Source organism: Corynebacterium sp. AOP36-E1-14 (assembly GCF_052377495.1).
Taxonomy (GTDB): domain Bacteria; phylum Actinomycetota; class Actinomycetes; order Mycobacteriales; family Mycobacteriaceae; genus Corynebacterium.
Map to the genome: position 1 here is coordinate 1 of NZ_JBQSWV010000017.1, position 25523 is coordinate 25523.

The 25523-nt window shown below is 68.8% G+C and carries 27 protein-coding genes; 20 read left to right on the plus strand and 7 right to left on the minus strand.

The window, feature by feature from the left end; all coding sequences use genetic code 11:
• From ACT3TD_RS09065 to ACT3TD_RS09105, 9 genes are all read left to right on the plus strand, one after another.
• On the plus strand, positions 1–165 hold a 165-nt coding region (locus ACT3TD_RS09065; protein ID WP_444615049.1), incomplete at its 5' end, for a transposase.
• Positions 166–193: 28 nt separating this feature from the next.
• A complete protein-coding gene (locus tag ACT3TD_RS09070) occupies positions 194–457 on the plus strand; it encodes a GNAT family N-acetyltransferase (protein ID WP_444615050.1) in 264 nt (87 codons plus the stop codon).
• Positions 458–779: 322 nt separating this feature from the next.
• Complete coding sequence (locus tag ACT3TD_RS09075) at positions 780–1943, plus strand: DNA alkylation repair protein (protein WP_444615031.1); 1164 nt, start codon at positions 780–782, stop codon at positions 1941–1943.
• Between the two features lie 43 nt (positions 1944–1986).
• Positions 1987–2298: a cupin gene (locus ACT3TD_RS09080; protein ID WP_444615032.1), complete on the plus strand. Its 312-nt coding sequence runs from the start codon at positions 1987–1989 to the stop codon at positions 2296–2298.
• 125 nt (positions 2299–2423) lie between these two features.
• The gene (locus ACT3TD_RS09085) at positions 2424–3437 is read left to right on the plus strand and encodes a Bug family tripartite tricarboxylate transporter substrate binding protein (RefSeq protein ID WP_441579519.1); all 1014 of its coding nucleotides are present in this window, start codon (positions 2424–2426) and stop codon (positions 3435–3437) included.
• The gene (locus ACT3TD_RS09090) at positions 3437–3928 is read left to right on the plus strand and encodes a tripartite tricarboxylate transporter TctB family protein (RefSeq protein ID WP_441579520.1); all 492 of its coding nucleotides are present in this window, start codon (positions 3437–3439) and stop codon (positions 3926–3928) included. The genes ACT3TD_RS09085 and ACT3TD_RS09090 overlap by 1 nt, the downstream gene beginning before the upstream one ends.
• Complete coding sequence (locus tag ACT3TD_RS09095) at positions 3925–5577, plus strand: tripartite tricarboxylate transporter permease (RefSeq protein ID WP_441579521.1); 1653 nt, start codon at positions 3925–3927, stop codon at positions 5575–5577. The genes ACT3TD_RS09090 and ACT3TD_RS09095 overlap by 4 nt, the downstream gene beginning before the upstream one ends.
• Entirely contained in the window at positions 5574–6044 is a 471-nt protein-coding gene (locus ACT3TD_RS09100; protein WP_444615033.1) for a universal stress protein, read from the plus strand. Before ACT3TD_RS09095 ends, ACT3TD_RS09100 begins: the two co-directional genes overlap by 4 nt.
• Positions 6045–6122: 78 nt before the next feature.
• On the plus strand, positions 6123–6593 hold the full coding sequence (locus ACT3TD_RS09105) for a universal stress protein (protein WP_301442948.1): 471 nt from the start codon (positions 6123–6125) through the stop codon (positions 6591–6593).
• Between the two features lie 86 nt (positions 6594–6679).
• On the opposite strand, the gene ACT3TD_RS09110 is transcribed toward ACT3TD_RS09105, so the two are convergent.
• The 3 genes from ACT3TD_RS09110 to ACT3TD_RS09120 are packed head-to-tail and all read right to left on the minus strand — an operon-like array spanning position 6680 to position 12203.
• Positions 6680–10042, minus strand: a complete 3363-nt coding sequence (locus ACT3TD_RS09110; RefSeq protein WP_444615034.1) for an ATP-binding protein — start codon at positions 10040–10042, stop codon at positions 6680–6682.
• A 2-nt stretch (positions 10043–10044) separates the two neighbouring features.
• Positions 10045–10692, minus strand: a complete 648-nt coding sequence (locus tag ACT3TD_RS09115) for a DUF4194 domain-containing protein (protein WP_301441868.1) — start codon at positions 10690–10692, stop codon at positions 10045–10047.
• Positions 10689–12203, minus strand: coding sequence for a DUF3375 domain-containing protein (locus ACT3TD_RS09120; RefSeq protein ID WP_444615035.1), 1515 nt, complete (start codon positions 12201–12203; stop codon positions 10689–10691). Before ACT3TD_RS09120 ends, ACT3TD_RS09115 begins: the two co-directional genes overlap by 4 nt.
• A gap of 211 nt (positions 12204–12414) precedes the next feature.
• Here ACT3TD_RS09120 and ACT3TD_RS09125 point away from each other — a divergent pair, with 211 nt between their 5' ends.
• Genes ACT3TD_RS09125 through ACT3TD_RS09135 form a run of 3 tightly spaced genes read left to right on the plus strand, consistent with a single transcriptional unit; the run spans position 12415 to position 14560 of the window.
• Complete coding sequence (locus ACT3TD_RS09125) at positions 12415–13122, plus strand: MSMEG_4193 family putative phosphomutase (RefSeq protein WP_441579525.1); 708 nt, start codon at positions 12415–12417, stop codon at positions 13120–13122.
• Between the two features lie 54 nt (positions 13123–13176).
• A complete protein-coding gene (locus tag ACT3TD_RS09130) occupies positions 13177–13761 on the plus strand; it encodes a DUF3090 domain-containing protein (RefSeq protein WP_441579526.1) in 585 nt (194 codons plus the stop codon).
• A 1-nt stretch (position 13762) separates the two neighbouring features.
• Complete coding sequence (locus ACT3TD_RS09135; protein WP_444615036.1) at positions 13763–14560, plus strand: SCO1664 family protein; 798 nt, start codon at positions 13763–13765, stop codon at positions 14558–14560.
• Here ACT3TD_RS09135 and ACT3TD_RS09140 read toward each other — a convergent pair whose 3' ends face one another.
• Complete coding sequence (locus tag ACT3TD_RS09140; protein WP_301441873.1) at positions 14561–15208, minus strand: YczE/YyaS/YitT family protein; 648 nt, start codon at positions 15206–15208, stop codon at positions 14561–14563.
• 76 nt (positions 15209–15284) lie between these two features.
• Between ACT3TD_RS09140 and ACT3TD_RS09145 the strand changes: the two genes are divergently transcribed.
• The 5 genes from ACT3TD_RS09145 (at position 15285) to ACT3TD_RS09165 (ending at position 19063) form a co-directional block, all read left to right on the plus strand.
• Positions 15285–16163 carry an SMP-30/gluconolactonase/LRE family protein gene (locus ACT3TD_RS09145; protein ID WP_441579527.1) on the plus strand — a complete coding sequence of 293 codons (879 nt, stop codon included), beginning with the start codon at positions 15285–15287 and terminating at the stop codon, positions 16161–16163.
• Positions 16164–16181: 18 nt separating this feature from the next.
• On the plus strand, positions 16182–17231 hold the full coding sequence (locus ACT3TD_RS09150) for a glucose 1-dehydrogenase (protein ID WP_301441875.1): 1050 nt from the start codon (positions 16182–16184) through the stop codon (positions 17229–17231).
• Between the two features lie 33 nt (positions 17232–17264).
• Positions 17265–18044 carry a class I SAM-dependent methyltransferase gene (locus ACT3TD_RS09155; protein ID WP_444615037.1) on the plus strand — a complete coding sequence of 260 codons (780 nt, stop codon included), beginning with the start codon at positions 17265–17267 and terminating at the stop codon, positions 18042–18044.
• Positions 18045–18139: 95 nt separating this feature from the next.
• Positions 18140–18424, plus strand: a complete 285-nt coding sequence (locus ACT3TD_RS09160; protein WP_444615038.1) for a PLD nuclease N-terminal domain-containing protein — start codon at positions 18140–18142, stop codon at positions 18422–18424.
• A 9-nt stretch (positions 18425–18433) separates the two neighbouring features.
• Complete coding sequence (locus tag ACT3TD_RS09165; RefSeq protein ID WP_444615039.1) at positions 18434–19063, plus strand: class I SAM-dependent methyltransferase; 630 nt, start codon at positions 18434–18436, stop codon at positions 19061–19063.
• 111 nt (positions 19064–19174) lie between these two features.
• Here ACT3TD_RS09165 and ACT3TD_RS09170 read toward each other — a convergent pair whose 3' ends face one another.
• The gene (locus ACT3TD_RS09170; protein WP_441579399.1) at positions 19175–19780 is read right to left on the minus strand and encodes a GNAT family N-acetyltransferase; all 606 of its coding nucleotides are present in this window, start codon (positions 19778–19780) and stop codon (positions 19175–19177) included.
• Positions 19781–19841: 61 nt separating this feature from the next.
• On the opposite strand from ACT3TD_RS09170, the gene ACT3TD_RS09175 reads away from it, so the two are divergent.
• Complete coding sequence (locus tag ACT3TD_RS09175) at positions 19842–20456, plus strand: TetR/AcrR family transcriptional regulator (protein WP_441579398.1); 615 nt, start codon at positions 19842–19844, stop codon at positions 20454–20456.
• A gap of 15 nt (positions 20457–20471) precedes the next feature.
• Here the strand turns inward: ACT3TD_RS09175 and ACT3TD_RS09180 are convergent, their stop codons facing one another.
• Complete coding sequence (locus ACT3TD_RS09180) at positions 20472–21515, minus strand: alpha/beta hydrolase (RefSeq protein ID WP_441579397.1); 1044 nt, start codon at positions 21513–21515, stop codon at positions 20472–20474.
• A gap of 226 nt (positions 21516–21741) precedes the next feature.
• Here ACT3TD_RS09180 and ACT3TD_RS09185 point away from each other — a divergent pair, with 226 nt between their 5' ends.
• Entirely contained in the window at positions 21742–23061 is a 1320-nt protein-coding gene (locus ACT3TD_RS09185; RefSeq protein ID WP_444637982.1) for an SLC13 family permease, read from the plus strand.
• A gap of 133 nt (positions 23062–23194) precedes the next feature.
• On the plus strand, positions 23195–24337 hold the full coding sequence (locus tag ACT3TD_RS09190) for a calcium:proton antiporter (protein WP_444615041.1): 1143 nt from the start codon (positions 23195–23197) through the stop codon (positions 24335–24337).
• Here the strand turns inward: ACT3TD_RS09190 and ACT3TD_RS09195 are convergent.
• Positions 24242–25507: an MFS transporter gene (locus tag ACT3TD_RS09195; RefSeq protein ID WP_441579394.1), complete on the minus strand. Its 1266-nt coding sequence runs from the start codon at positions 25505–25507 to the stop codon at positions 24242–24244. The genes ACT3TD_RS09190 and ACT3TD_RS09195 overlap by 96 nt on opposite strands.
• Positions 25508–25523: the final 16 nt, after the last annotated feature.

Genomic DNA, 25523 nt, shown 5'->3' on the forward strand with positions numbered 1-25523 from the left:
TTGGCGTATTTCCATGTCGGAGCGTCGAACGGGCCCGTCGAGGCCGTCAATGGGAGGCTGGAGGACCTGCGCGGGATTGCACTGGGGTTCCGAAATCTGGACCACTACATCTTGAGGTCGCTGATTCATTCCGGGCAGCTCCGCGACCGGATCAACGCACTGTGAATCGCGAAGAGCCACTAAAAATCACGACATTCTCGCCACGTTGCGAATACTAACCGAAGAACAGTCGCTACGTATCGGGCGCGTCGTGGCAGACAAGCACTACCGTGGTACCGGTATCGCCCGGGAACTCTTCACATACGCACTGAACCAGTGCTCGAAAGCTGCACCGGACAAGAAGATCGTTCTCGATGCCCAAGCGCCCCTAGAGGAGTGGTATGAGTCTTTCGGTTTCACACGCGCCGGAGAAGACTTTCTTGAAGATGGCATTCCTCATGTCCCCATGCTGAAGTAATGACAGATGGTCGGGAAACGAGAGTTCTCGCTTGGGCATTCTTCCCTGCTGAATACGAGCTACCATCGTAATCCTCCGAGCATCTGAGCCTCCGCGGCCCCATTGGGAGCCACCGTACGGATCTTCTGGTTGCGTCCACATCGTCGACGTTCCGAATCAAGAGGTCACTCATCGCCACCATCTACTATTTTCATGTGACATCACCACTCTAACGCCCACACCCACCGGCCGCTGCCTACCCATCGCCGGGTCTGGCGACTCCCGATCAGATGATGGAGCCGGAGGGAACAGCGGCTGACACGCCCATGGCAAACTGTCGCTTATGACGGACGAGCAGAACGACAAGCCCCAGAAGTCAGCGTTCAAGGACTACCTGTCACCGGAGCTCGTCACGGGCATCGGGGCCGCCTTCGCCGCGGCGTCCCCCACCTTCGATCGCGCGGCCTTCGAGAAAATCGCGCTCACCGGCCTGGATGACCTGGAGCTCAAGGCGCGGAGCGCGCAGATCGCCGCCGCGCTCGCTGCGACGCTGCCGGCGTCCGGCGACGACAAAGACAACGCGCAGGACGCCGAGGGCGCCGCAGACGTCGTCCGCCACGTCCTGCGCGCCAGCAACGACGGCACCGCGACGGCGTTGCCGGAGTGGGCGGGGATGCCGGTAAACGACTACGTCGCCGTGGCGATGGCGGACCGGCCGGACGTCGCCCTGCCGTTGCTGGCCGACCTCACCTCGCACCACACCGCGGAATTTGCGATCCGCCCCTTCATCCTGAACCACTATGAGACCACCATGGCGCACCTGCGCGCCTGGGTCGACAGCCCGGACGAGCACGTCCGGCGCCTGGTCTCGGAGGGGACACGCCCGCGTCTGCCCTGGGCGGGGCGTCTCCCCCACTTCATCGCCGACCCGTCCGACGCGCTGGAGCTGCTGGAGGGCCTGGTCAACGACGACTCCCTCTACGTCCGGCGCTCGGTGGCCAACCATCTCAACGACATCGCCAAGGACCATCCTGAGCTCGCGTTGGAGACGGCCCGCCGGTGGGCGGAGGCGTCGACCCAGGGCGACTTCGTGGTGCGGCACAGCCTGCGCACACTGATCAAACGCGGCGACCCGCGTGCCCTGGCCATCCTCGGTTTCGACCCGGATGCCCCGGTCGAGCTCCTGGAGCTGTCCTGTTCCCCGTCGACGATCGCCATCGGCGAGGCGACGAAGTTGTCCTTCACCCTGCGTGCGGACGCCGCTACGGCGCCGACACGGGCGGCCGTGGACTACGTGGTGCACTACCAGGGGGCGCGCGGGCCGAAGGCGGGCAAGGTGTTCAAGCTGACCGTGCGCGACCTCCCGCCGGGTCAGGCCGTGCAGTTCAGCCGCCGGCACGCCTTCGCACACGTGTCGATCCGCACGATCCACCCTGGTCCGCACCGTATCGAGGTGCAGGTCAACGGGCGGGTACTCGGCGGGACGACCGTCCACGTCCTCCCCTGACAAGAACCCGGACGAGAACACGGACAAGAACACGGAGCAACACATGAGATTCATCAACGCCAGCGAGTTCACCGCCGAGCGCCCGTGGGGCGCCCTCGACCTCGGGGTGTTCGAGACCGCGACCGCCAGGCTGCACTGGACCGACGAACCGTACAAGTGGCACGTCAACGACGGCCCGGAGGTCTTCGTCGTCCTCGACGGTGCGGTGGACATGCACTACACCGTGGACGGTGAGGAGCGTGTCGAGCACCTCACCCCGGGTTCGCTGTGCTGTGTCGAGGTCGGCGACGCCCATGTCGCCCACCCCGCCCCGGAGGCCCGGATCCTCGTCGTCGAGCGCGAGGGAAGTGACTGACCTCCCATTTGACCGGCGCTGTTGTGCATAACACTTTCTATCGGGTAAGTTTTAGTCGTAAAGCGAACGAGCGTTCGCACAGTGAACACTCGCTCGCGACCGACGTTGAGACCCGAGGACCATGCATGAGTGGACAGATCCCAACACGACCGAGACCAGGAACCACCCGTAGGGCAGGACGCGCCGTCGCCGCACTCACCCTGGTCGGTGCCCTCGCACTGACCTCCTGCGGCACCGACGAGGAGTCGGAGGGCTCCTCGTCCGGCGGTGCACCCCTGAACCTGGTCGTCCCCTTCGACCCGGGCGGCTCCGCCGACGGCACCGCCCGCCAGCTCGCCATCTACGCCCAGCAGACCTGCGGACGCGACGTGATCATCCGCAACGAGTCCGGCGGTTCCGGCACGGTCGGCTTCCAGTCCGTCGCCTCCTCCGCCCCGGACGGCAACACCATCGGTGTGGCGACCATCGAACTCTCGACCCTTCGCCACCTCGGGGTGTCCGAGATCGGGCCGGACGACGTCCGCGGCATCATGCAGTACAGCGAACAGCCCGTCGCCTACGGTGTGCCGCCGGACTCCGACATCGAGGACGTCGACGAACTGCTGACCACCGACGAGGACGTCACGATGGCCAGCTCCGGCACCGGTTCGATCTACCACATGGGCTTCGCCGGGCTCGCCCAGGCGGCCGAGCAACCCAACATCCGCAACGTCCCCTACGGCGGCGCCGCCGGCGCCCTGCAGGCGGTCATGGGGCACGAGACCCGCGCCGTCGCCGTCGGCGCCGCGGAGATCGCGCCCTACGTCGAGTCGAACCAGCTACGTGCCCTGGCGATCGCCGGCGACAAGCGCCTCGACGACCTGCTTCCCGGCGTCCCCACCGTGGAGGAGGCCGGCGTGGACTGGACGAGCTACGCCATCCTCGGCCTGTTCGCCCCGTCCGGCACCCCGGACGAGGACGTCGAGGAACTCAACAGGTGCTTCAACGAGGCGCGCCAGAGCGAGGGCTTCGCCAACTACATGGACAACCTGGGCTTCACCCAGGAGTACAAGGACGCAGCCGGCTTCGACGACTTCCTCTCTGAGGAATACGACCGCTACGAGACCGTCGTCTCCGATGCAGGACTGGGAGCGGAATGATGACCGACACACAGACACAACCCCAGACACAAGCGCAGGGATCACTCCTGGGTGACCGCATCATCGCGGTGATCATCCTGCTGCTCGGCGTCGCCCTGCTCGTCCTGGCCGCCGGCTTCCCTGAACCGGGGCAGCCTGAGGACCCGGGCACCGCCGCACTCCCCCGCCTCATCGGCTTCGCCCTCGCCGGACTCGGTGTGCTCCTGCTGTTCAACGCGGAGAAGAACACCTTCCTGCCGGAGAAGGGCGCCCGGCTGCGCACGGTGCTCATCGTGGTCGCCGGCATCGCCTACACCTACGCGATGACACCGCTGGGCTTCATGCTCTCCACCCTGGTCTTCATGGTCGTCGGCCTGCTGATCATGGGTATCCGTAGCCCGCTGCGACTGGTGCTCGTGCCGGTCGCCGTCGCCGTCGTCGTCTACTACCTGTTCACCGCCGCCCTGGGTGTCTACCTGCCCGACGGCATCATCGAGGGGATCATGCCATGAGTAACTGGATAGAAGGTTTCGGCGCCATCGCCGACGTGCAGGTCCTGTTCATGCTCGTCCTGGGTGTGCTCATCGGCGTGGTCGTCGGTGCACTACCCGGCATCTCGGCGACGGTCGGAGTGGCGCTGCTGCTCCCCTTCACCTTCGCCTTCGAACCACTGGCCGGCATGATGCTGCTGCTCGGCATCTACGGCGGAGCCGTCTACGCCGGCTCCATCCCCGCCATCCTGATCAGGACGCCGGGGACGCCAGCCTCCGCCGCGTCCGTCGCCGACGGGCACGCCATGACCCTGGCGGGCAAGGGCGTGCAGGCCCTGAAGATCTCCGTGCTGGCGTCCTGCATCGGCGGTTTCATCGGCGTGCTGCTGCTCGCGTTCTTCTCCCCGGTGATCGCGAACTTCGCCCTGGGCTTCGGTTCCTCGGCGAACTTCATGCTCGCCCTGTTCGCCCTGTTCGCCCTGTTCGCCCTGACGATCATCGCCTCGATCTCCGAGGGACGCATGGTCAAGGGCCTCATCGCCGGTTTCCTGGGCCTGGGCATCGCCATGATCGGCCTGGACACCATCCAGGGCTTCCCCCGCCTGACCTTCGGCAACGCCGACCTGATCTCCGGTATCTCCTTCATCCCCCTGATGATCGGCCTGTTCGCCGTCTCCGAGGCCTTCCTGCAGGTCGAGCGGGTCACGAAGCTGAACCTGAAGATGAAGCCGGAGAAGTTCCGTGCCACACCGTCCTGGTTCCGCAAACTGGCACCGTCCAGCCTCCTGGGCTCCGCCATCGGCTTCATCATCGGCATCATCCCCGGCGTCGGCGGCGACATCAGCTCCTTCGTTGCCTACAACGAGTCCAAGCGTGCGGCGAAGGACAAGTCACAGTACGGCAAGGGCGACCCGCGGGGCATCGCCGCCGCGGAGTCGTCGAAGAACGCCGGCACCGCCGGTGCGATGGTGCCCACCCTGACCCTGGGCATCCCGGGCGACGTGACCTCCGCCGTGCTCATCGGTGCGCTGACCGTGCACGGCCTGCAGCCCGGCCCGACCCTGTTCACTGGCAGCCCGGACCTGATCTACGGCCTGTTCATCGGCTTCGCACTGGTGTACCTGGTGCTGCTGGTCCTGGGCTGGTTCGGCACGAGCTTCTGGGTGAAGCTCATCGAGTCCGTCCCGCCGCGCCTGCTGTGGCCGTCGGTGATCGTGCTCGCCGTCGTCGGTTCCTACGCCATGCGCTCCAGCGTCTTCGACGTGCTGGTGATGTTCCTCGCCGCGATCCTCGGCTACATCATGGTCAAGGGCGGCTACCCGCTGGCCCCGCTGATCATCGGCGTGATACTCGGCCCCATCGCCGAGAGCGGCTTCCGCCGTGCGATGATCATCAACAACGGCAGCTTCACCTGGATGCTCGAGCCCATCCCACTGGTTCTCGGTATCCTGACCATCGCCTCCATCGCCTTCGCCATCTGGCAGGCCGTGCGCCGCCCCAAGCTCATCGAGCAGGCCGGCCTGGCCGACGGCGGCACCGGAAGCGCCGAAACAGAGGACGAGGCAGAGGCTCAGGCAGAGGCCGCCGAGAACGACACGACCTCGGCTACCGCCACCGCCTCACCCATTTCACCCACCTCACCGACCGATCCCCAGGAAGGCCCCCGATGAGCAAGAAGATCATCCTGACCGGCGTGGACTCCAGTCAGACCGCGCTCAACGCGGCGATGCGCGCCGCGGAACTCGCCGAGGGCACCGGGGCCGAGCTCCACGTGTTCTCCGCCTTCAGCACCAGCACGGCCGACACCCTGCAGTCGTTCAAGACCCGGGACCTCGGACTGTCGACCTCGGTCGCCTACCAGCGGCTGAGTGAGGGGCAGGCCCGGGCCGCCGGACAGGTCGCCGAGGCGGTCGCCGACGTGCTGCGAGAGGCGCACCCCGGGCTCACCGTCAAGGCGTCAGCCCAGGAGGGCACGCCGGCGGCGGTGCTCGTGCGCCAGGCCGAACTACTCGACGCCGAGACGATCGTGGTCGGCAACAAGCACGTGCAGGGGTTTTCCCGGGTGTTGGGCAGTGTGGCACGCAAGGTCGCCGCCGAGGCACCGTGCGACCTGTTCATCGTGCACACCACGCACTGAGGCTCGTACCGGGACACGCACTGTTCCGACGCAGACTACACTGACGAAAGTATCCGTCCTTCCCTCGAAAGGTGCACCATGACCAAGACGATCGTGACCGGTGTCGACTCCAGCCAGACGGCCCTCGCCGCCGCCGACAAGGCGGCCGAGCTGGCCGCCGGCACCGGTGCGGAGCTGCACGTGCTCTCCGCGTTCAGCATCAGCGGCACGGTCACCCTGGAGGCCGCCCGGGCGAACAACCCGAGCGCCGGGACGCAGGCCGCCTACCGTCGGCTCACGGAGAGTTACTCGCACGCCGCGCAGGAGGTCGCCGACTCCGTGTCGGACGTCCTGCGCGAGAAGTACCCCTCCATCACCGTGCACGCCGCCGCGGTGGAGGGTACCCCGGCCGAGGCCCTGCTGAAGAAGGCCGATGAGCTGGACGCTGACACCATCGTGGTGGGCAACAAGCACGTCCAGGGCTTCTCCCGGATCCTGGGCAGCATCGCGCGCAAGGTCGCCGCGGAGTCGCCCTGCGACCTCTACATCGTCAACACCACGCAGCAGTAGGCCACCGACCCCCCCCGGTAGCGTGCCGGAGTCGTCCCTTCCTTGGCACGCGAGGGCCCTATCCTGCACGCGACGCGGGGTGCCTCTCACCCCACCAACCCCACCTTCGGCTTGGCCCAGGAGCGCCCGCGGGTGTCCTTGAGGATGTCGTACTCCACGTCCACGTGCGGTTCGATCGCGCTGTACTTGTCGTTCGGCGCGCCGATGACCAGCTGGAAACCGAGGCCCCGCCAGGCACCGATGGCACGTTCGGTGAAGTGTGCGTCCGCCTTGATCAGCGCCTCGTCGAGGAACACCGGCGCGTAGCGGGGACGCGCCGCGTCGGCGTCGCCGAGCTGGTAACGCAGTGCCGCACCGACGATGAAGGCGATGAGCTCCTGGGACTCGCCACCGGACTTCTCGCCGATGTGGTCGTAGAGGGCGGCGTGCTCCTTGGTCCCGGCGTGGATCTTCTCGGCACTGACGCGCACGTGGTTGCGCACGTCCACCAGGTCGGCGAAGTCGGGCGCGGTGCGCCTGATGCGGTTGATCAGTCGCGCCATGCGCTCGTAGGCCTGCTCACGTTCGCCGTCGTTGCCGGCCTCGGCGATGAGGGTGCGCACGTCGCGCAGGTCCTTGCGGAAGCGGCGGCGCACCTCGGACTGGTTCTCCCGCGGGGAGATCTGCAGCCGGTGGTCGTCGTCGTAGAACGGCAGGTCCTCCATGATCCGGTTGATCGGTTCGATGCGCTCGCGGATCTCGCGCAGCGAGCGTCCCAGCGTGGAGTCCAGGTTGGTCAGGTCGTTGCCGGAGAGGGTGAGCAGGCTGTCGCGCCACTCGGCCTCGAGTTCGTGCAGCCCGCTGGTCTCCAGGTCGACCAGGATGCGTTCGAAGTCCTTCAGGGAGGTGTCGGGGTCCGCGCGCAGCGTGGGGTTGGGCCAGGCGTCGAGGAAGGTCTCCATGGTCCGGCGCAGCGCCTCGCGTTGCTCGGCGACGGTGTTCTGCGCGGCGGCCCGGTCGTCCTCCAGACGCCTGGAGGCGGTGTCCAGCGCGGCGTCGAACCTGGCCAGACGCTTCGCGGTGGCTGCCGGGCCGTCACCGGAACCGGAGCCTGCGGCCTCCGGCGGGTCGAAGCGTTCGTTGAGGTAGGACGTCTGGGCGTCGTCGAGTTCCCGGCCGGCGCTCTCCGCCTCGTCGAGTGCCTCCTGGGCGGCGTCGACCTCGTCGACGGTGTCGGCCCACTGCGCGGCCAGGCGTTCCTGATCGCCCTTGGCGCGTCCGGTGGACTCCTGCAGGCGGGTGACGGTGACCTTCAGCTCGGCGATCTGCCGCTGCAGGTCGGCGATCTCGGGGTTGCCGTCGGTGATCTCGTCGATGATGCCGGACCAGCGGGCACGTTCGGCCTCCACGCTGGCGACATCGATCTCCTCCCAGGTCAGGTCGGTGACGCGGGAGTAGGCGGCGTGCCGGGCGTCCAGGGCGTCGAGGTCGGCGCCGGCGGCACGTTCGGCGTCCTCCGCCTCGCGGACCTGTGTGCGCAACGCACCGATGGTCTCCTCGAGTTCGCCGAGGCGCCGGTGGCTGGAGAAGCCCAGCACGTTGCGTCCGCCGTGCCCGCCGTGGGCTCCGCGGTCGCCCTGGGAGACCTGCCCGGTGATGGTGAGCGCGGGCTGACGTGCGGAGAGTTCGTCGGCGGAGTCGGCGCAGTGGAAGCCGAACTGGCGTTCCAGGCGGTCCTGCAGCCAGCCGGTGAAGGCGGTCTCGCGGTAGTCCAGGCGTCCGGGCATGCGCTGCGGGTCCAGGCCGTCGCGCTGCTCGAAGCCGGTGTGCACACCCTCGTAGCGCAGCCGCACGTCGGTGCGCACGGTCTCCACGGCCCGGCGGAAGCGGGGCAGGTCGTCGGCGTCGATGAGCATGGTGGTGGCGAAGCCGCCGAGAGCCAGGTTGAACGCCTCGCGCCAGGGCTCGTACTCGGTGGCCACGTCCACCAGCTCACCGACGAAGGGCAGGTCGTCGATGCTCAGGTCGGCGGCGTCGGCCAGCAGCCGGCGGGCGACGTGCAGGCGCTCGGGGATGTTGTCACGACGCTGCTGCGTCCAGCGGTGCTCGGTCTCGACCTCGGCGAGCCGCCGGCGCAGGTCCTTGAGCTGCACGCGCGACTCCGCGTAGGCGTCGCGGGAGGACGTCTTGGCGTCGCGGTCGGCGAGCGCGGCGCGCGCCCGCTCGGCCAGGGCGGCGAAGTCGTCCCCGGTGGCCACGTCGAGGTCCAGGCAGGCGGTGTTCTCCTCGAAGCGTTCCCGGTTCTGCCGCACCGCGGTCAGCCGCCGGTCGACCTGGGTGAGTTCGCGTTCGGCGGTGTCCAGGCGGTCGCCGCCGGAGTGGCGCAGGACGTCCACCAGGCCGTCGCGCTCGGCCTCGGCCGCCTCGGCGGACGCCACCTGCGCGCGCACCTCGGCGTCCGCGGCCTGCTTGCGGGTGCGCACCTCGGTCTCCGCCTCGTGCTGCAGGTCGAGGCGTCGGGAGGTGCGCCACAACGACGCCAGGGAGGACGCGTCGGCGAAGCGTCCGAGCTCGTCGAGCAGGCGCAGCCTCTCGGCGGACTCCTCGATCCGCACCCGGATGCCGCGGACGGGTTGCAGCACCCGGACCTGCTTCTGGGCGGTGACCATCCGGGTACGGGTGCTCTCCAGCTCGTCGAAGTGGGCGACCACGGCGTCGGCGGTGGCCATCGTCTCCGGCTCCTCGAGCACCATACGCTTGTACAGCTCGTCGACGGTGGTGATCTGCTGACCGGCCTGGATCCGGGCGAGCAGGCTCATCGCCTTGGCCCCCGCACCTGCCGCACCGATGCCGAGCACCGAGTGCACGCGCGCCAGGAACTCCCGGTCGGTGGCCATGGTCTCCAGACCCACGGCCCGCACCGCGGCGTCCGACAGCCGTCGCTCGGCCGCCTGCTCCAGCACGGCCGGGTCGAACTCGCCCTCGGCCACGCCGCGCACCTTCACCGTGTCGTCCAGCACGCGGGCGGATGCCGGGATGTACCAGGCGCGCACCGCGGTGAACCGGGAGCCGTCGTGGTCGGTCCAGGTCATCGACACCGCCGTCCACGTGTCGCAGCCGTCACCGCGCAGCACGGTGACCTGCGTGCCGTCGTCGGTGCGCGACTCGTCGATCTTGCCGCGCCCGTAGGACAGGATGTTGCGCTGGTCCTCGCCGCGCGGCCGGCCGGTCACTCCCCCGTTGGACGCACCGTTGAACGGGGTGGTGTGCGGCATCATCAGCGCGATGTAGGCGTCCATCAGCGTGGACTTGCCGGAACCGGACCCGCCGCACAGCAGCGTGGCCTCCGGGGAGAACTTCACCCGGTGGGCGCCGTCGTAGCCGCCCCAGTTGACCAGGTGCAGCTCGTCGGCCAACCACTGCTGCCCGCGGGACTCAGCCGGCACCAGACCGAACAACGTGTCGAGCATCGTCACAGTTCCGTACCTCCGTCTTCCTGAACCTGTTTCTTCAGCCACTCGTCGAGCTCACGCAGCCGGTCGGCGCTGAGCACGATCTCCACCAGCGGGCTGATGCGGTAGCGGCCCTCGGTCTCCTCGTCGATCACACCCTCCTGGCGCAGGCGGCCGAGGGCGTTGCGGATGAGCTTCTGACGCCGCGCGACGTCCCCGTTGGCCTGCGTGAAGTAGGTCATCACGGTCTGCTCGACCTCCTCGACATCCACCCGGGCGGCGAGTTCGCCGGCGGTGGACTCGCGCTGGTAGACGGTGCGCAGGTACACCAGCACCAGCGTCTCGGCACGGGTGTAGGCCTCGTCGCGCAGCAGGATCGGCACGTCCAGCTCGTCGGAGCGGACCTGCTGCTTGTAGGCCACCCCGCGGTCGGAGTCGACGACCAGGCGCACGAACAGGTCGTGCAGCCGCGACTCGATGACCTGCTGGTTGTCCATCAGCACCTTCCAGTCCTCCCGGTTACGGTCGGCCTGCAGGAACCGGCGCTGCAGCAGACGCACCAGCACCCGGCGCACCTCCGGGTCCAGCACACCGCGGTCGCCGGCGAAGCACTCGTCCGGGTCCTGCTCCATCGGCACGGTGTCGATGAACGGCTCGTTCTCGGTCATTGCTCAGCTCCTCGGTCGGTGTCGGCTGCTGTGTTTGCTGTGACGGCGCCGAAGGCGAAGCGCCGGACGGTGCCGTCGGGGCGCACGGTCTCCACCACGGAGACGTCCTCGCCCTCCTGCATGCCGTTGCGGTGCGCGATCTCCAGCAGGCCCAGCAGGTCGACGGGACGTCTGGCGTCCTGCGGGACCGCGGCGAAGGCGTCGGCGAGGTCGAAGCTGTCGCCGTCCAACCCGGCGACGTACTCCTCCAGCTCGCGGTAGTACGGCCCGCCCCAGGCGCGCGTGTCGGCATGGAGGAACTCCACGTCCGACTCGTCCGACCGCAGCGGCTCCGGACCACCGGGCACCTCCAGGTCGTTGAGCGTCTGACGCAGATGCCCCAGGTGCGCGGTCGGGAAACTGCGCAGCGGCTCGACCTCGTCATGCCGGCGCGCCTGCGCCCCGGTCTGATGCATCCACGTCTGCAGCCCCGACATCACGGTGCGCAGCAGGTCGTCGACCTCCCGGTCACGCACCGGGTCGTGGGTCCGCACCTGCGCGGTGATCACGTGCGACGCCCGACGCTGCGCCGTGAGCACCTCCTGCACGCCCTGCTCCACACGCCGCGCGATCGCCAGCAGCTCCCGACGCTGCTCGGCACCCATGTGCCGGGAGAACGGCAACGCCATCAGCATGCTGAGCTGGTCGGTGAGGTGGTCGATGTGCTCCGGGTCGCCGATGAGGTTCAACGCCCCGGAGAACGCCCGGCCCTCCGGGGTGGCCTCCATGACGTGCTGGCCACGGTGCAGGTACTCGCGCAGGACCTCGCCGGTGGGCCGGACGTCCTGACGCAGGTCCGCGACCACGTCGCGCTGCATCGCGTTGATCGACTCCGCCACCCGGGCGAAGTCCGCCGGCAGCTCGCGGGACAGGTGTGCGACGTTCTCCGCCTCCTCGAGCAGCTGGTCGTCGTCGACGGGGTCGATCTCGCCGCGTTCGAGCCGTGCGATCTCCTCGTCGATCGAGGCACGTTCGGCCTGCAGCGTGGCGATACGTTCCTGCGGGTCGGTCTCGGCGGCGTGGGCGAGCTGGTCCACGGCGTCCAGCAGGGTGCGCACACGCGAGCGCGACACCCGCGCACGTCCCAGGCCGCTGCGTCCGACGATCTCCAGGGCGCCGACGGCCTGCGCGGAGAGCCGGTAGACCTCCACGTCGTCCTCGATCTGCGGGACGAGCCAGCCGACGCGCACCCAGTAGCGGCAGATCTCCCGGCCGGTGCCGGACGGCAGGCCACGGGAGCCCCGGTCGACCCGGTCGTCCTCGTCGTAGCCGGCGGCGCGCAGCTCGTCGACGACGTCCCCGACCTCCACATGGGCGTCCGAGATCGCCACGGTGGGACGGTCCGGGGTGAAGATCAGCGACAACGCCGCGACGACGAACGGCGCGTACCTGCCGTGCAGCAGGTCAAGCGTCGGATTCCTGAAGGCCGCCGCCGTCCGCTGATAGGCCGCCTCTGCACGCATGATTACCATCGGGGAAGAGTGTAGCCCCCGGCTCGCGGGCCACAGAGTCGCCGGGGTCAGCGGTGGGTGGGCGCCGGGCGGGGTGGCGTGCCCCTCCTGCCACGATGTCACCTGAGTCATGCCCCGGGGCAGTTCCCGCCCTGAAAATGCCCCCAGGGCATCGCTCAGATGACATCGGCCCCACTGCACGACCGGCCCCACCACGGCTAACCTCGGCCCCATGGCCACAGTCATCCTGGTCCGCCACGGACGCAGCACCGCGAACACCGACGGCGTCCTCGCCGGACGCACCCCCGGCGTCCTCCTCGACGACACCGGGCACCACCAGGCCCACCGCACCGCCGCCCGCCTCGCCGAGGTTCCCCTGGCAGCGGTCGTCGCCAGCCCGCTGGAGCGCTGCCAACAGACCGCGAAAACCATCATCGACCAGCAGACAACGACACCTGAGCTCATCACCGAGCACGGCGTCGTCGAGTGCGACTACGGTGACTGGCAGGGCCGTGCACTCGCCGACCTGGGCAAGGAGGAGCTGTGGAAGACGGTCATTGAGCAACCGTCCGCCGCGCAGTTCCCCGGCGGGGAATCGTTGACGGATATGCAGGAGCGTTCCGTCGCCGCGGTCCGGCGCCACGATGCCGCGATCGAGTCCGGGCACGGCCCCGGAGCGGTGTGGGCGGCGGTGAGCCACGGCGACATCATCAAGTCCGTCATCGCCGACGCCTACGGCATGCCCTTCGACCACTTCCAGCGCGTACACGCCGACCCCGCGTCGGTGACGATCATCCGCTACACCGCGGCGATGCCGCACGTGCTGTGCGTGAACACCACCGACGGTGACCTGTCCTGGCTCGCGGCACTGGCCACGGCCGCCAGCAACACCGGCGACACCGAAGCACAGGTCGGCGGCGGCGCCGGCCACTCGCGCTGATCTCCGCGACCTATTTGCTGCACCGGCACGTCCAAGGCTCCTACAATGGGCCCCATGCCCACCACCACACACGGATTCGACTGGCCGGACCGCTTCGTTGTCGGCACTGTGGGGATGCCCGGTGACCGGACGTTCTACCTGCAGGCCCGCGACCGTGGCACCACGGTCAGCGTCGCCCTGGAGAAGCAGCAGTCCGCCGCGCTGGCGGAGGGGATCGCCGAGCTGCTCGGCAAACTCCGCAGCCAGGACGGCACCCCCTTCAACGTCCCGGACGTCACCGACGAGCTGCTCGTCGACGATGATCCGCTGGACATGCCCGTCGACGAGGAGTTCCGGGTCGGGGTGCTCAGCCTGGGCTGGGACCCGAAGACCTCGCAGGTGGTGATCGAGGCCGCTCCCCCGCCGGAGCTGGACGCCGAGGAGCTCGAGGAGCTGCAGGCGTCGGTGGACGCCGATGAGCCGGTCGAGCTCGAGGTCGAGCCGGACGAGCTGCTGTCGGTGCGCATCCCGGTGGGTGCGGCGAAGGCGTTCGTGGACCGGACGTTGGCGATCGTGAACTCGGGGCGTCCGCTGTGCCCGCGCTGCGGTGAGCCGATGGACCCCGAGGGCCACGAGTGCGGCATCCCAGACGGGCTGTAACGTGAGCTCCGACGTCACCGGTACTCTCCCGCAGGGCGAGCTAGAACTGGAGGGGCGCATCGTCGCCGCGTCGAACGCCACCTTCCGTGGCACCGTCGACGGGACACTGGTGGTGTACAAGCCGCTGATCGGCGAGAAGCCGCTGTGGGACTTCCCGGACCGAACCCTGGCACGCCGGGAAGTGGCGTCCTACGTCCTGTCGGACGCCCTGGGTTTCGACGTGGTGCCGCGCACCTGGTTGCGCGACGGCCCGTTCGGCGAGGGCATGGTGCAGCTGTGGTGCGAGCCGGTCACCGACACCTCGCCGGTCGAACTGGTGGCCACGCAGGACGCCCCGCGGCTGGTCGCCGACGGTTGGCGTCACGTCCTCGACGGCGTCGACGAGGACGACGAGCCGGTGTCGTTGCTGCACGAGGACTCCCCCGCGTTGCGGCGCATGGCGCTCTTCGACGTGCTGGTCAACAACGCCGACCGCAAGATCGGCCACATCCTGCCCGCCGCCGGCGGGCACCTGTTCGGCGTGGACCACGGCCTGACCTTCCACACCGAGGACAAACTGCGCACGGTGCTGTGGGGTTGGGTCGGTGAGGACCTGCAGGACGCCGAACTCGCCGCGGTGCGCGCGGTGCGCGACGGCCTCACCAGCGACGTCACCGGCGGACTGGCCGAGCGGCTCGGCGAGCTGCTCAGCGTCGCGGAGGTCACCGCCCTGTCCGGGCGGTGCGACCGGCTGCTCGCCGCGGGCCGGTTCCCCGCCCCGGGCGGCCACATGCCGGCGGTGCCGTGGCCGGTGTTCTGACTACTTCTTTCCCACGAGGCGTTCCACGGCGGGCCGGTTGAACTTCTCGGTGAAGTTCTGGATCAGCGGCCCGTTGAAGAACGCGGTCATCACGGTACCGAAGCCGACCTGGCCCTTGAACAGGATCGCCAGGACCACGATCAGCACGTCCTGCGGGACGCGGACCCAGGTGTAGGACAGCTTGGTGCGCTCCACGATCATCGGCGCGATCGCGTCGTAGGGGGCGGTTCCGACCCCGGCGCTCATGTAGGCGCTGGCGCCGAAGGCGAAGACCCCGATGCCGATGAGGAAGAACATGGTCATCACCAGCATCGACGGGTCCTCGGGCTTCAGCGGCTTGAGCATCCAGGTGAACAGGTCGATGAAGAACCCGGTGAGCACCATGTTGATCACGGTGCCGGGCCCGATGTACTTGCGCCCCCAGATCAGCACGGGGATGAACAGCACGAGGTTGCTGAGCAGCTGGTAGGCGCCCAGTGTCCACCCGAGCGATGCCGCGATGCCGATGTTCATCGCGGTGTACGGGTCGACGCCGACCCCACCCGTCTGGAGGATGGCCGCGCCCAGTCCGATTATGATTACGCCGAACAATGCATAGCCACTGCGCAGCAGTGTCTCCCGTGTCGTCCGGTCTCCTGTTTTCGCCATGCCGCCACGCTACCCCGCGATACCTGCGGGGGTAGCCTTACCACACTGCGTTCGGGGCGTGCCTACACTCAGATTTATGAGAGCCTCACAGTTCACCGAGCCGGTCGCTTTCCACGCCGAGGGCCCCGTGTGGTGGCCGCAGGACGGTTCGTCCGTCGCCGGAACGCTGCGCTACGTCGACATGACCGCAGGTCGGGTCCTCACCGCCGCGCAGGACGGATCGGTCACCGCCGTCGCCGTCGGCGACCCGGTCGCCGCGTTCCTGCGCCCCCGTCGAGGCGGCGGAGCGGTGGTCGCCACCGAGCACGCCGTCCGCCTCGCGGACGACCCGGCCCTGTCCGACCTGGCACCGGTGGTGGACGTCCTGTCCTCCTCCGAAGTGCGCTTCAACGACGGCGGCTGCTCGCCGGACGGGACGCTGTACGGCGGGTCGATGCGCTACGACCAGGCGTCCGGCGGCGGGGTGCTGGTGGCGCTGGCCGCCGACCGCACCGTGACCACGGCGCTGGAGGCGGTGACGGTCTCCAACGGCATCGACTGGAGCCCGGACGGGACGCTGGCGTACTACAACGACACCCCGACCCGCTCGACGCAGGTGTTCTCGTGGGACGCCGAGCAGGGCCTGCACGACGGACGGACCCTGTTCACCCTCGACGACGCCGACCCGGCCGGCGGGCCCGACGGGTTGTGCGTGGACGCCGAGGGCAACGTGTGGACCGCCGTCTACGGCGGCTCACGCGTGGAGTGCCGGGACCCCTCGGGACGCCTGGTCGAGCAGGTGGACCTGCCGGTCACGAACATCACCGCCTGCACCTTCGGCGGTGTGGACCTGGACCGCTTGTTCATCACCACGACCAGGGAGAACGTCCCCGACGGCACCCAACCCACCGCCGGGGCGGTCTACGTCGCCGAACCCGGCGTCCAGGGACAACCCGTCCGGCAGTACGCCGGATAGTGGATTTCAGGAGGAACCATGAAAGCCATCACTGTAGAACCAGGTCGGGCCGACTCCCTGACCGTCGAGGAGTTCGACGCCCCCACCCCGGGGCCCGGCGAGCTGCTCGTCCGTGGACTCGCCCTCGGCGTGTGCGGAACCGACCACGACCTGAACTCCGGCGGTTACGGCTGGGCACCGGAGGGCCACAAACGCCTGATCATCGGCCACGAGTCCCTCGGAGAGGTCATCTCTGCCCCGGAGGGCTCCGACTTCGCCGAGGGTGACCTGGTCGTCGGCGTGGTGCGCCGTCCGGACCCGGAGCCCTGCGGCGCCTGTGCCCGCGGCGAGTTCGACATGTGCCGCAACGGCGAGTACCGCGAGCGCGGCATCAAGGAGATCGACGGCTTCGGCTCCCAGGAGTGGGTCGTGGACAAGGACTTCGTGGTGAAGGTCGACCGGGCGCTGGGCAAGACCGGCGCCCTGCTGGAGCCGACCTCCGTCGTGGCCAAGGCCTGGGACCAGGTCGACCGGGTCGGCAACCGTGCGTGGAACGAGCCGACCACCGTGGTGATCACGGGCGCCGGTCCGGTGGGTCTGCTGGCCGCACTGATCGGCCAGCAGCGTGGCCTGGACGTCCACGTCGTGGACCGGGTGGAGGACGGCATCAAGCCGAAGCTGGTTGCTGACCTGGGCGCGACCTACCACACCGGTGAGTTCCGGGAGATCCTGGACACCGTGGACCCGGACATCATCATCGAGACCACCGGTGCCGGCCCGCTCGTCGGCGCCTCCCTGACCCACGCGCACCCCTACCCGGTCGTCTGCCTGCTCGGCATCCAGGAGGGTGACCCAATGGAGGTCGACATCGCCGCCGCGGGAAAACGCATGGTGCTCAACAACACCGCCGTGGTCGGTTCCGTCAACGCCAACGTGGACCACTGGCGGGCCGCGGCCAAGGCCCTCGGCGACGCCGACCGCGACTGGCTGTCGTCGCTGGTCACCCGCGTGGTGCCGCTGTCGAACTACGAGGAGGCCTTCGACCACCGGGACGACGACATCAAGGTGCTCATCGACCTGCAGGCCTGACCGGGTCGCCGCCGCGCGGGGCACGGTGGCCCCATGAGGTCATTCGAGGAGCTTGTCGCCGAGGCCAGGGCCGCCGACGTGGACGGTTGGGGTTTTTCCTGGCTCGATGGCAGGGCCACCGAGGAGCGGCCGCCCTGGGGGTACGCCGGCCTGCTGTCCGCGCGGTTGGGGACCCTGGCGCAGAATCCCGGTGCCGCCGCCCTGGACATCGACACCGGCGGCGGTGAGGTGGTCGACGAGGCCCGCGTCCTGCCACGTCCCATGTCGGTGACGGAGTCCTGGCCGCCGAACGCGGACCGCGCCCGCGAGCGGCTCGGCCCCCGGGGCGTGGAGGTCGTCGGGACGCACGGGGCGCAACCGCTCCCCTTCCCCGACCGGTCCTTCGACCTGGTCAGTTCCCGGCACCCGGTGTCCCCGGACTGGTCGGAGATCCACCGGGTGCTCAAGCCCGGCGGACGCTACCTCGCGCAACACGTGGGTCCGGCGTCCGGCTTCGAACTCATCGAGTTCTTCCTCGGTCCGCGTCCCGTGGAACGCGCGGCGCGGGACCCGCACGGGCCGGACGGGGAGGTCGCCGCCGCCGAGGCGTCCGGCCTGAGCGTCCGACGCCTGGAGACGGCCCGCTGCCGGATGCAGTTCTTCGACGTCGGTGCCATGGTGTGGCTGCTGCGCAAGTGCGTGTGGTGGGTGCCGGACTTCTCGGTGGAGCGCTACGCCGATGCCTTGCGGGAGTTGGACGCCGGCATGCGTGCGGGCCGTCCGTTCACCGCGTACTCCAGCCGGCACCTCATCGAGGCGTCCCGACTCCCGTGAGTCATACCGTGAATCATCCCGTGGTCTGACGACGAGACCTCCTCCCCAGCGGCATCATGGTGGCAACACATCCCCACCACCTCTGGAGGAAAACAATGCAGTACACACTCGCCGCGGTCACCAACTCCGACGGAAGCCTGTCCGACGGCTGGGCCATCGCACTACTCGTCGTCCTCGGCGTCATCGCCCTGGCCCTGCTGGCCTTCATCATCGCCGCACTCGTCAGCGTCGTCACCAGCGACGTGCTCGCCGGCGGCGGCAAGGCGGTCTGGTTCCTGCTGATCCTCGCCTTCCCGCTGCTCGGCGCGGCACTGTGGTTCCTGTGGGGACGCAAGGGGCAGTTCACGCAGAACGACGTCGCCGCGGCCCGGGCCAGGTAGCCTGCGGTCATGTTGCCCTGGGACCACAATTCCTTCTACCACCGGCTCCTGATGAAACAGTGGCCGACAGGCTGCGGACCGGTGCTTGATGTCGGTTGTGGTTCCGGGGCGTTCGCTGCCCGGTTGGCAGAACGTGCCGACCGCGTCGACGCACTCGACCGGTCACCGACAATGATCGACCGCGCACAGCGACGGGCCCCAGACAATGTGACGTGCATACTCGCCGACATACTGGAGTCCCCTCCTTTACCGGACTCGTACGACGCGATCTTCTCGATCAGCACGCTGCACCGCATGGAATTGAGGGATGTGCTGCCGGTACTTGCCGACGCGCTGCGGCCCGGAGGGACACTCGCCGCCATCGCTCTGCCGAAAACCGACCTCCGGGGGGAGTGGCCGGTAGAGCTCGCTGCAACTGTCAGCCACCACGCGCTGGGCGGATTCTTCCACGCCAGGAGGTTGCTGGGGTATCAGAATACGTATCCGACCGGTCCGGCAGAAGGCTCAATGCCAATGGTCTTGGCTCCTCCATTGACAACCCGTGAGGTCCGCCGCACGGCAGGCGCCTTACTGCCGGGCTCCCGAGTGCGCCGACTCCTGTTCTGGCGCTACCTTCTCACCTGGCAGAAACCACTCTGAGTTCTCGGAGCGACGCCGACTGGGTCCCCACCGGCAACCACGCTGATCAGTGACCAAGGATTCCAAACGTAACCACCGCAATGGCGATCCCTCCTGCAATTCCGGCGGTACTCAGGGCGCAGGCGCTTCGGCGGCTGCCCGTGACTGCGACCGTTCAGGGCAATGCACACGGTCTTCAGCGAGGACAGCGTAGATGACCGTATCGGTCCACTCCCCCTTGTTCCACCAGTCCTGGCGATGATGCGCCTCCTTGCCCATCCCCACCGCCGCAGCCAGTCTGGCCGACGCCACATTGCGCGCATCCATCTGCGCCACCACACGGTGCGCCCGGTACGTCACGAAGACGAGGTCGAGGACCGCGCCGACTGCCTCACGTGCCAGTCCCCGTCCCCCGTAGGACGGATCGAGAACCCAGCCGATCTCCGCGATGCGGCGTTCCCGGTCAGTCCACCAGAGCAGGACATCCCCGACCACTCGTCCCTCGCATTCAACAACGAGGGCGAGGGCACCACGGTCACTGTCCAGGTCACCCTTCACCAGCCGCTCCTCTATGTGCCGGTAGGCATCATCTGCGGTCCACGGCTCATCCAAAAGAAAACGGGCGACGTCCTCCCGTGAATAGATGGTGTGAAGCACTGCTGCGTCCGCCCGTTCGTGCAGACGGAGGCAGAGCCGATCGGTGGTCAGAATCCTTGCTGGCTTGTCATTCGAGGCCATGTCGACAAACCTAACATAGTTCGTTTAGTTCCGTCCGCGCCCAACCGATAACCTGGGAGACGTGAGTTACTGGGATCACCGCAAGCCCGTCCAGCGCAGGCGGGCCATCACCGAGCAGGACATCGCCCTCTCCGCCGCCAGCCTCCTTGACGCGGGGGGCCTACGTGCACTGACGGTCCGCGCACTCGCGAAGAAACTCAAGGTCGCCGCGCCAAGCCTCTACTCCCACATCTGCTCGGTGGACGACCTTTTCGACCTTGCACTGGACGGGGCGCTCGGCGCCGACCAAGAGATCGCTGCCGCAGTACAGAAGGCCCCACTCCATCCATTGATGCTCGCCTACTACCGCCACCTGGTCCAGCATCGTTGGGCCTGCCAGGTCATCGCGATGCGCACACCACGTGGGCCAAATTACCTGCAGCTCTCCGAACGAATGTGCGCGCTCCTAGGCGGCGCCGGATCACCAGACCCGCTGCGATCCGCGTACGCGTTGTCGAACTTCGTGATCGGCAGCGCCACTACCGCCCCTATTGTCGGCGACGAAAGGGACTCCCCCGTCGATCCGGAGTCGGCCCCGACCTACGCGAAACTCCACCAGGACCATCCCGTGGATGCCAAGGCCATTGTCTCGGCCGGCCTGGAAGCGCTCGGTGCCCCAACTCCCCAAGAAGACTGACACTCAGCCGACCCGTCAGATCTTGTCGAGGAACGTCCAGATCGTGCCCTTGTCGAAGGCCGCACGCCGCCACGTGGGCCAGGTGTGACCGCCGAAGATGTCGTAGCGGAACTCGAAGTTGTCCAGTCCCCGGCGCACGGTCTCGGCCTGGAGCTGCCCGGTCATCACGAACGTCCCCGTCTCCACGGGCCCGCCGAGGAACATCGCGGCCGACGGATTCTCACTCCGCAGCTCCTCGGGGTGCACGATGCCGGTGGACACGTTGACCAGCACCGGCATGGTGAGATTGTCCAGGTTGAGGGTCGGGTTGTTCGCCGCACGGCTGGCCTCGGACGTCCAGGGCGCCCGGCCGCGGTCACTGAGGCGGGTGGCGCTGGTGTCGATGGCGAAGCGTCCTCCCGGCGACTGCGGGTCGTAGATTCCGCTGAGCGCGTAGACGGAGTTGTACTGCTCGGGGTGCTTCGAGGCGATGTTCATCGTGGCGTAGGCCCCGGCACTCAGTCCGACCACACCGGTGGTCCCCCGCCCGCCGTCCGGCACGTCGAAGGAGTTCTCGAGGTAGTCCGGGAGTTCGTCGACGAGGAAGGTCTCGAACTGGGCGTCGTCGGCGTCGCCGGGGGCGTCCTCGTCCCAGTTCTGCGACCAGGTCCACGGATCGGTGACCGGGAAGACGAGGGTCTTGTCCTCCTCCGCCAGGTAGTCGAGCGCACCGGCCTTGTCGACCCAGCCGTTGACCTCGCCGGAGTCCGCGCCGTCCAGGAACAGGGCGACCTTGGGGTTCTGCTCGGTGTGCGCGGGGCGCACGATCACGGAGAACTCGCGACCCATCGACGGGGACGTGACCTGGCACTCCAGGGCGCCGGTGGCGTCCTGCGCTAGCGACGTCCCGGCGCCGGAGCTACCGAGGCTCCCGGAACCGCTGCTGGTGGACGACTCAGCGGCGTCCTGCGGGACGTACGCCTCGCAGCCGGACGGCGCAGGACGTTCCGCTGCGTCCGCCACCACCGGTGGCAGGACCGCGACCGTACCGACGGCGACGAGGGCGCCGGCGGTGAGCACGGCGGCCAGTCTGGTGGATCGTGTGGGGAGGAGAGATGAGGGGTGCGCGGGCCTTCCCGCGGAGGGCAACGTCATGAATAAGCAGGTTACCAGGGCAAACGTATCCGCGGGGCGGAATGACCCGAAGCCCACCCCCGCGCCAGCGTCGGCCCCGAGAACGTTAGCTTCACCAAGCGGAGTACCATGACCCCGGTTATCCACCCGTCGCCACCCGCCAAGGAGTCCCGTGAGCCCGCACGTCCTGACGATCACCGTCCTGGTGCTGATCTTCCTCATCGGCACGCTACGCAACGTCAACCTCGGCATCCTCGGACTGGTCGGTGCATTCATCGTCGGCCTGGCGGTACCCGGTTTCGGCGACGGCGAAGGCGGCGGCGCCGACGGGGTGTTCGACCAGGTCTTCGCCGGGTTCCCGGTGGACCTGATGATCGCGCTGATGGGGCTGACGTACCTCTTCGGGTTCGCCCAGCAGAACGGGACGATCGACATCATCCTCTACTGGGCGATGAAGGCCGTGCGCGGTAACCGGGCGGTGATGCCCTGGATCTTCTTCGCCCTGACCGGCGCGTTCATGTCGATCGGCGCGATCTTCGCCATCGGCGTGATCTCCCCGCTGGCCATCCCCTTCGCCCGCCGCTACCGCATCAACCAGCTGATGATGGGCATGATGGTCGTGCACGGCGGCATGGCGGGGCTGCTCTCCCCGCTGAGTATCTACGGCATCTACGTCAACGACTTCCTGCGCAGCAACGACCTCGGCAACCACCAGTGGACGCTGTTCCTCATGGCACTGGGGTTCAACGTGCTGATGGGGTGCATCGTGTACCTCTTCCTCGGCGGACGCCAGCTCTTCGGCGCACGGGCACGCGCGGACCTCGACCTCGTCAGGGCCGACGAGGAGGGCGGTACAGGCGGGACCGACCGGACGGACCAGACGACGCGCCGTCACACCCGCGTCGGCTGGTACCAGGTGGTGACCATGGTCGGGCTGGCCGCGCTGGTCCTCGGCGCCGGCATCTTCGGCCTGAACATCGGTGTGGTGTCCCTGGTCATCGGCGGATGCCTGGCGATCCTGAAGCCGGCGGCGTCGCACACGGCCCTGGCGAACGTCTCCTGGTCCACGATCGTGCTGGTCGGCGGCATGATCACCTACATCGAGGTGCTGGAGGCCGCCGGCACGGTCGACGTGATCTCCGACGCGGTGTCCTCCCTCGGCGCCCCGCTGATCGGGCTGCTCCTGCTGTGCTACCTCTCGGGCATCGTGTCGGCGCTGGCGTCGTCGATCGCCACGATCGGCATCGCCATCACCATGGCCGCACCGTTCCTGGTCAGCGGCGACCTGCCGATCGCGGGCACCGCCGCCGCCATCGCCATCGCCGCCACCGTGGTGGACGTCTCCCCGTTCTCCACGAACGGTGCGATGGTGCTGGCCAACGTGGACTCCGCCCACCGCGACCGCTTCTTCCGCCAGATGCTCGTGTACTCCGGGGTGGTCGTCCTCATCGGCCCCGCGCTGGCCTGGCTGCTGGTGTTCCTGCCGTTCTGACCGGAGGCGGACACCCCCACCCACACTGCCGCACCGGTGCTACCATGGCCACGAACATGAACTCCGGCGGGACGACCCGTCGGCACACCGCATGAGCAGGGACGGCCCCGCGGAAATTTCCGGGTACATGATCATGACCAGTGCATCCGCCCTGCGCGAGACCCTCACCAGTTCCGTCGTCGCGCGTCTCGTCCTCGGCTGGGGGACCTTCCTGGCCACCCTCCTCGCCGGCCCCGTCTTCGACGGCGACCTGTCGACCCCGGCACTCACCGCCGTCCTCGTCGGCCTCGTCGGCGTGATCGTCGTCTGCGCCTTCGGCGTGGTCGCCCAGGCCGAACACCTCGCCCACCGCCTCGGCGACCCCTACGGCACCCTCGTGCTGACCCTGTCGATCGTGGTCATCGAGGTCATCCTGATCTCCGCGGTGATGCTCGGCCCCGGCGAACACACCACCATCGCCCGCGACTCGGTGATGGCGGTGTCGATGATCATCCTCAACCTCGTCGTCGGCGTGGCCCTGCTCGTCGGCGGCACACGCCACGGCGACCTTACTCCCAACCGGACGGGCACCTCGTCCTACCTCGCCCTGCTCGTGGTGCTGTCCACGATGGCCTTCGTGATGCCGGGCCTGATCGGGTCGGACGGCTCCTACACCTCCGTCCAGGCGGTGACCATCGCACTGCTCACCGTGGTGCTCTACGCCTACTTCCTGTACCGCCAGACCGGCGCGCAGGCCGCCGACTTCCGGGAGGTCACCGCCGAAACAACCACGCAGAAAACCACGCAGGACGCCCCGGCGCCGCGCGCCGACGGCGCCGGGCACCGCCCGGAGATCATCGCCCGCTCGGTCGTCCTGCTGCTCACCGTCCTGCCCATCGTGCTGCTCTCCCACGACATGGCCACGCTGCTGGACGAGGGCCTGGCCCGCGCCGGCGCACCCGTGGCCCTGTCCGGTGTGCTCATCGCCATGGTCGTCTTCCTGCCGGAGACGATCACCGCGGTGCGCGCCGCCTACGCCGGGGAGATCCAGCGGGTCAGCAACCTGTGCCACGGCGCCCTGGTGTACACGGTGGGGCTCACGATCCCGGCGGTGCTGGTCATCGGCATGGCCACCGGGCAGCACGTGGTGCTCTTCGAGTCCCCCACCAACCTGGTGCTGCTGGCGGTCACGCTGCTGTTGTCAGTGGCGAGCTTCACCGGCCGCCGGGTCACGGCGATCCACGGGGCGGCGCACCTGATGCTCTTCCTGGTCTTCGCCCAGTCCGTGTTCTCGTGAGGGGTCGCGCACCCCGGTCAGCACCGCGGCGGCGAGCAACGGCAGGGCGATGAGCGGCAGCAGCGCAACCTCCAGGCCCACGGTGTCGGCGGCCGCCCCGATCACCGGCGACGCCACCCCGCCGACCGAGACCGCCAGGCCGAGCGTCACACCGCTGGCGGTGCCGGGGTGCCGCGGCAGGTAGTCCTGCCCGAGTGTGACGTGCAGGGAGAACGGCACGTAGAGCACCACGGAGGTCAGCGCGATGAAGATCCACGCGACGGGCCCCGGGATCAGCAGCATGCCCGCGACCACGGGCGTGGCCACCAGGTAGGACGCCCGCAGCACCGTGGTGCGCGGCCACCGCCGGGCGAGGTGGCCGCCGAGCGCGGTGCCGACGGCGCCACCGAGGTAGAACACGAACAGGGAGGCAGAGGCCAGAGCGTCCCCCACGCCCCGGTACTCGTGCATGAACAGCACGATGAACGAGCCGATGCCCACGAAGACCACCGAGCGGCACATGATCGCCACGGTGGTGCGCAGGAAACTCCCCCAGTCCTCCGGCAGCGCGGACGCACCAGCCGTACCGGACGCACCGCCCGGTGCGTCCTGCGCGGCGTGCACGCGCCCGGCCCACACGGCCGCGACGATCCCGGTCACCGCGGGCACGGCGAGCAGCGGGCTGGCGCGAAGGCCCAGCACACCGACCGTGGCGGCGACGACCACCGGTGCCACGGCGAAACCGAGGTTGCCGCCGAGGGAGAACCAGGACATCACCACGTGGTCGTTGCCACTGATCTGCCGGGCACGTCCCGCCACGGCCGGGTGGTAGGCGGCCACCCCGACGCCGGACACCGCGGCGACCAGCACGGTCACCCACAACGCCTCCGAGACCGCCACCGCGGCGATGCCGGCCCCGGCGACGGCGATGCTCGCCGGGATCAGCCAGCGCATGCGCCAGCGGTCGCCGAGCACGCCGAACAGCGGCTGGACCACCGACGACGCCAGGGAGGACGCCAGCACCACCCCGGCCGCCGCGGCGTAGCCGTAGCCGCGCTCCAGCACGAGGAAGGGGACGAGGGCGGCGACCGCGCCCTGGTAGAAGTCGACCGTGGCGTGGGAGTAGGACAGCAGGCGGACGCTGCGTCTGGCGGCGGGGCTGGCGGCGGTACTGGCGGCGTGCGGGGGCATGGGGTCCACCGTCGCA

Bases quoted from the DNA above. Each gene is read 5' to 3' on its own strand.
- ACT3TD_RS09075 (WP_444615031.1), top strand. From the start codon at position 780: ATGACGGACGAGCAGAACGACAAGCCCCAGAAGTCAGCGTTCAAGGAC.
- ACT3TD_RS09080 (WP_444615032.1), top strand. From the start codon at position 1,987: ATGAGATTCATCAACGCCAGCGAGTTCACCGCCGAGCGCCCGTGGGGC.
- ACT3TD_RS09085 (WP_441579519.1), top strand. From the start codon at position 2,424: ATGAGTGGACAGATCCCAACACGACCGAGACCAGGAACCACCCGTAGG.
- ACT3TD_RS09090 (WP_441579520.1), top strand. From the start codon at position 3,437: ATGACCGACACACAGACACAACCCCAGACACAAGCGCAGGGATCACTC.
- ACT3TD_RS09095 (WP_441579521.1), top strand. From the start codon at position 3,925: ATGAGTAACTGGATAGAAGGTTTCGGCGCCATCGCCGACGTGCAGGTC.
- ACT3TD_RS09100 (WP_444615033.1), top strand. From the start codon at position 5,574: ATGAGCAAGAAGATCATCCTGACCGGCGTGGACTCCAGTCAGACCGCG.
- ACT3TD_RS09105 (WP_301442948.1), top strand. From the start codon at position 6,123: ATGACCAAGACGATCGTGACCGGTGTCGACTCCAGCCAGACGGCCCTC.
- ACT3TD_RS09110 (WP_444615034.1), bottom strand. From the start codon at position 10,042: ATGCTCGACACGTTGTTCGGTCTGGTGCCGGCTGAGTCCCGCGGGCAG.
- ACT3TD_RS09115 (WP_301441868.1), bottom strand. From the start codon at position 10,692: ATGACCGAGAACGAGCCGTTCATCGACACCGTGCCGATGGAGCAGGAC.
- ACT3TD_RS09120 (WP_444615035.1), bottom strand. From the start codon at position 12,203: ATGGTAATCATGCGTGCAGAGGCGGCCTATCAGCGGACGGCGGCGGCC.
- ACT3TD_RS09125 (WP_441579525.1), top strand. From the start codon at position 12,415: ATGGCCACAGTCATCCTGGTCCGCCACGGACGCAGCACCGCGAACACC.
- ACT3TD_RS09130 (WP_441579526.1), top strand. From the start codon at position 13,177: ATGCCCACCACCACACACGGATTCGACTGGCCGGACCGCTTCGTTGTC.
- ACT3TD_RS09140 (WP_301441873.1), bottom strand. From the start codon at position 15,208: ATGGCGAAAACAGGAGACCGGACGACACGGGAGACACTGCTGCGCAGT.
- ACT3TD_RS09145 (WP_441579527.1), top strand. From the start codon at position 15,285: ATGAGAGCCTCACAGTTCACCGAGCCGGTCGCTTTCCACGCCGAGGGC.
- ACT3TD_RS09150 (WP_301441875.1), top strand. From the start codon at position 16,182: ATGAAAGCCATCACTGTAGAACCAGGTCGGGCCGACTCCCTGACCGTC.
- ACT3TD_RS09155 (WP_444615037.1), top strand. From the start codon at position 17,265: ATGAGGTCATTCGAGGAGCTTGTCGCCGAGGCCAGGGCCGCCGACGTG.
- ACT3TD_RS09160 (WP_444615038.1), top strand. From the start codon at position 18,140: ATGCAGTACACACTCGCCGCGGTCACCAACTCCGACGGAAGCCTGTCC.
- ACT3TD_RS09165 (WP_444615039.1), top strand. From the start codon at position 18,434: ATGTTGCCCTGGGACCACAATTCCTTCTACCACCGGCTCCTGATGAAA.
- ACT3TD_RS09170 (WP_441579399.1), bottom strand. From the start codon at position 19,780: ATGGCCTCGAATGACAAGCCAGCAAGGATTCTGACCACCGATCGGCTC.
- ACT3TD_RS09190 (WP_444615041.1), top strand. From the start codon at position 23,195: ATGACCAGTGCATCCGCCCTGCGCGAGACCCTCACCAGTTCCGTCGTC.
- ACT3TD_RS09195 (WP_441579394.1), bottom strand. From the start codon at position 25,507: ATGCCCCCGCACGCCGCCAGTACCGCCGCCAGCCCCGCCGCCAGACGC.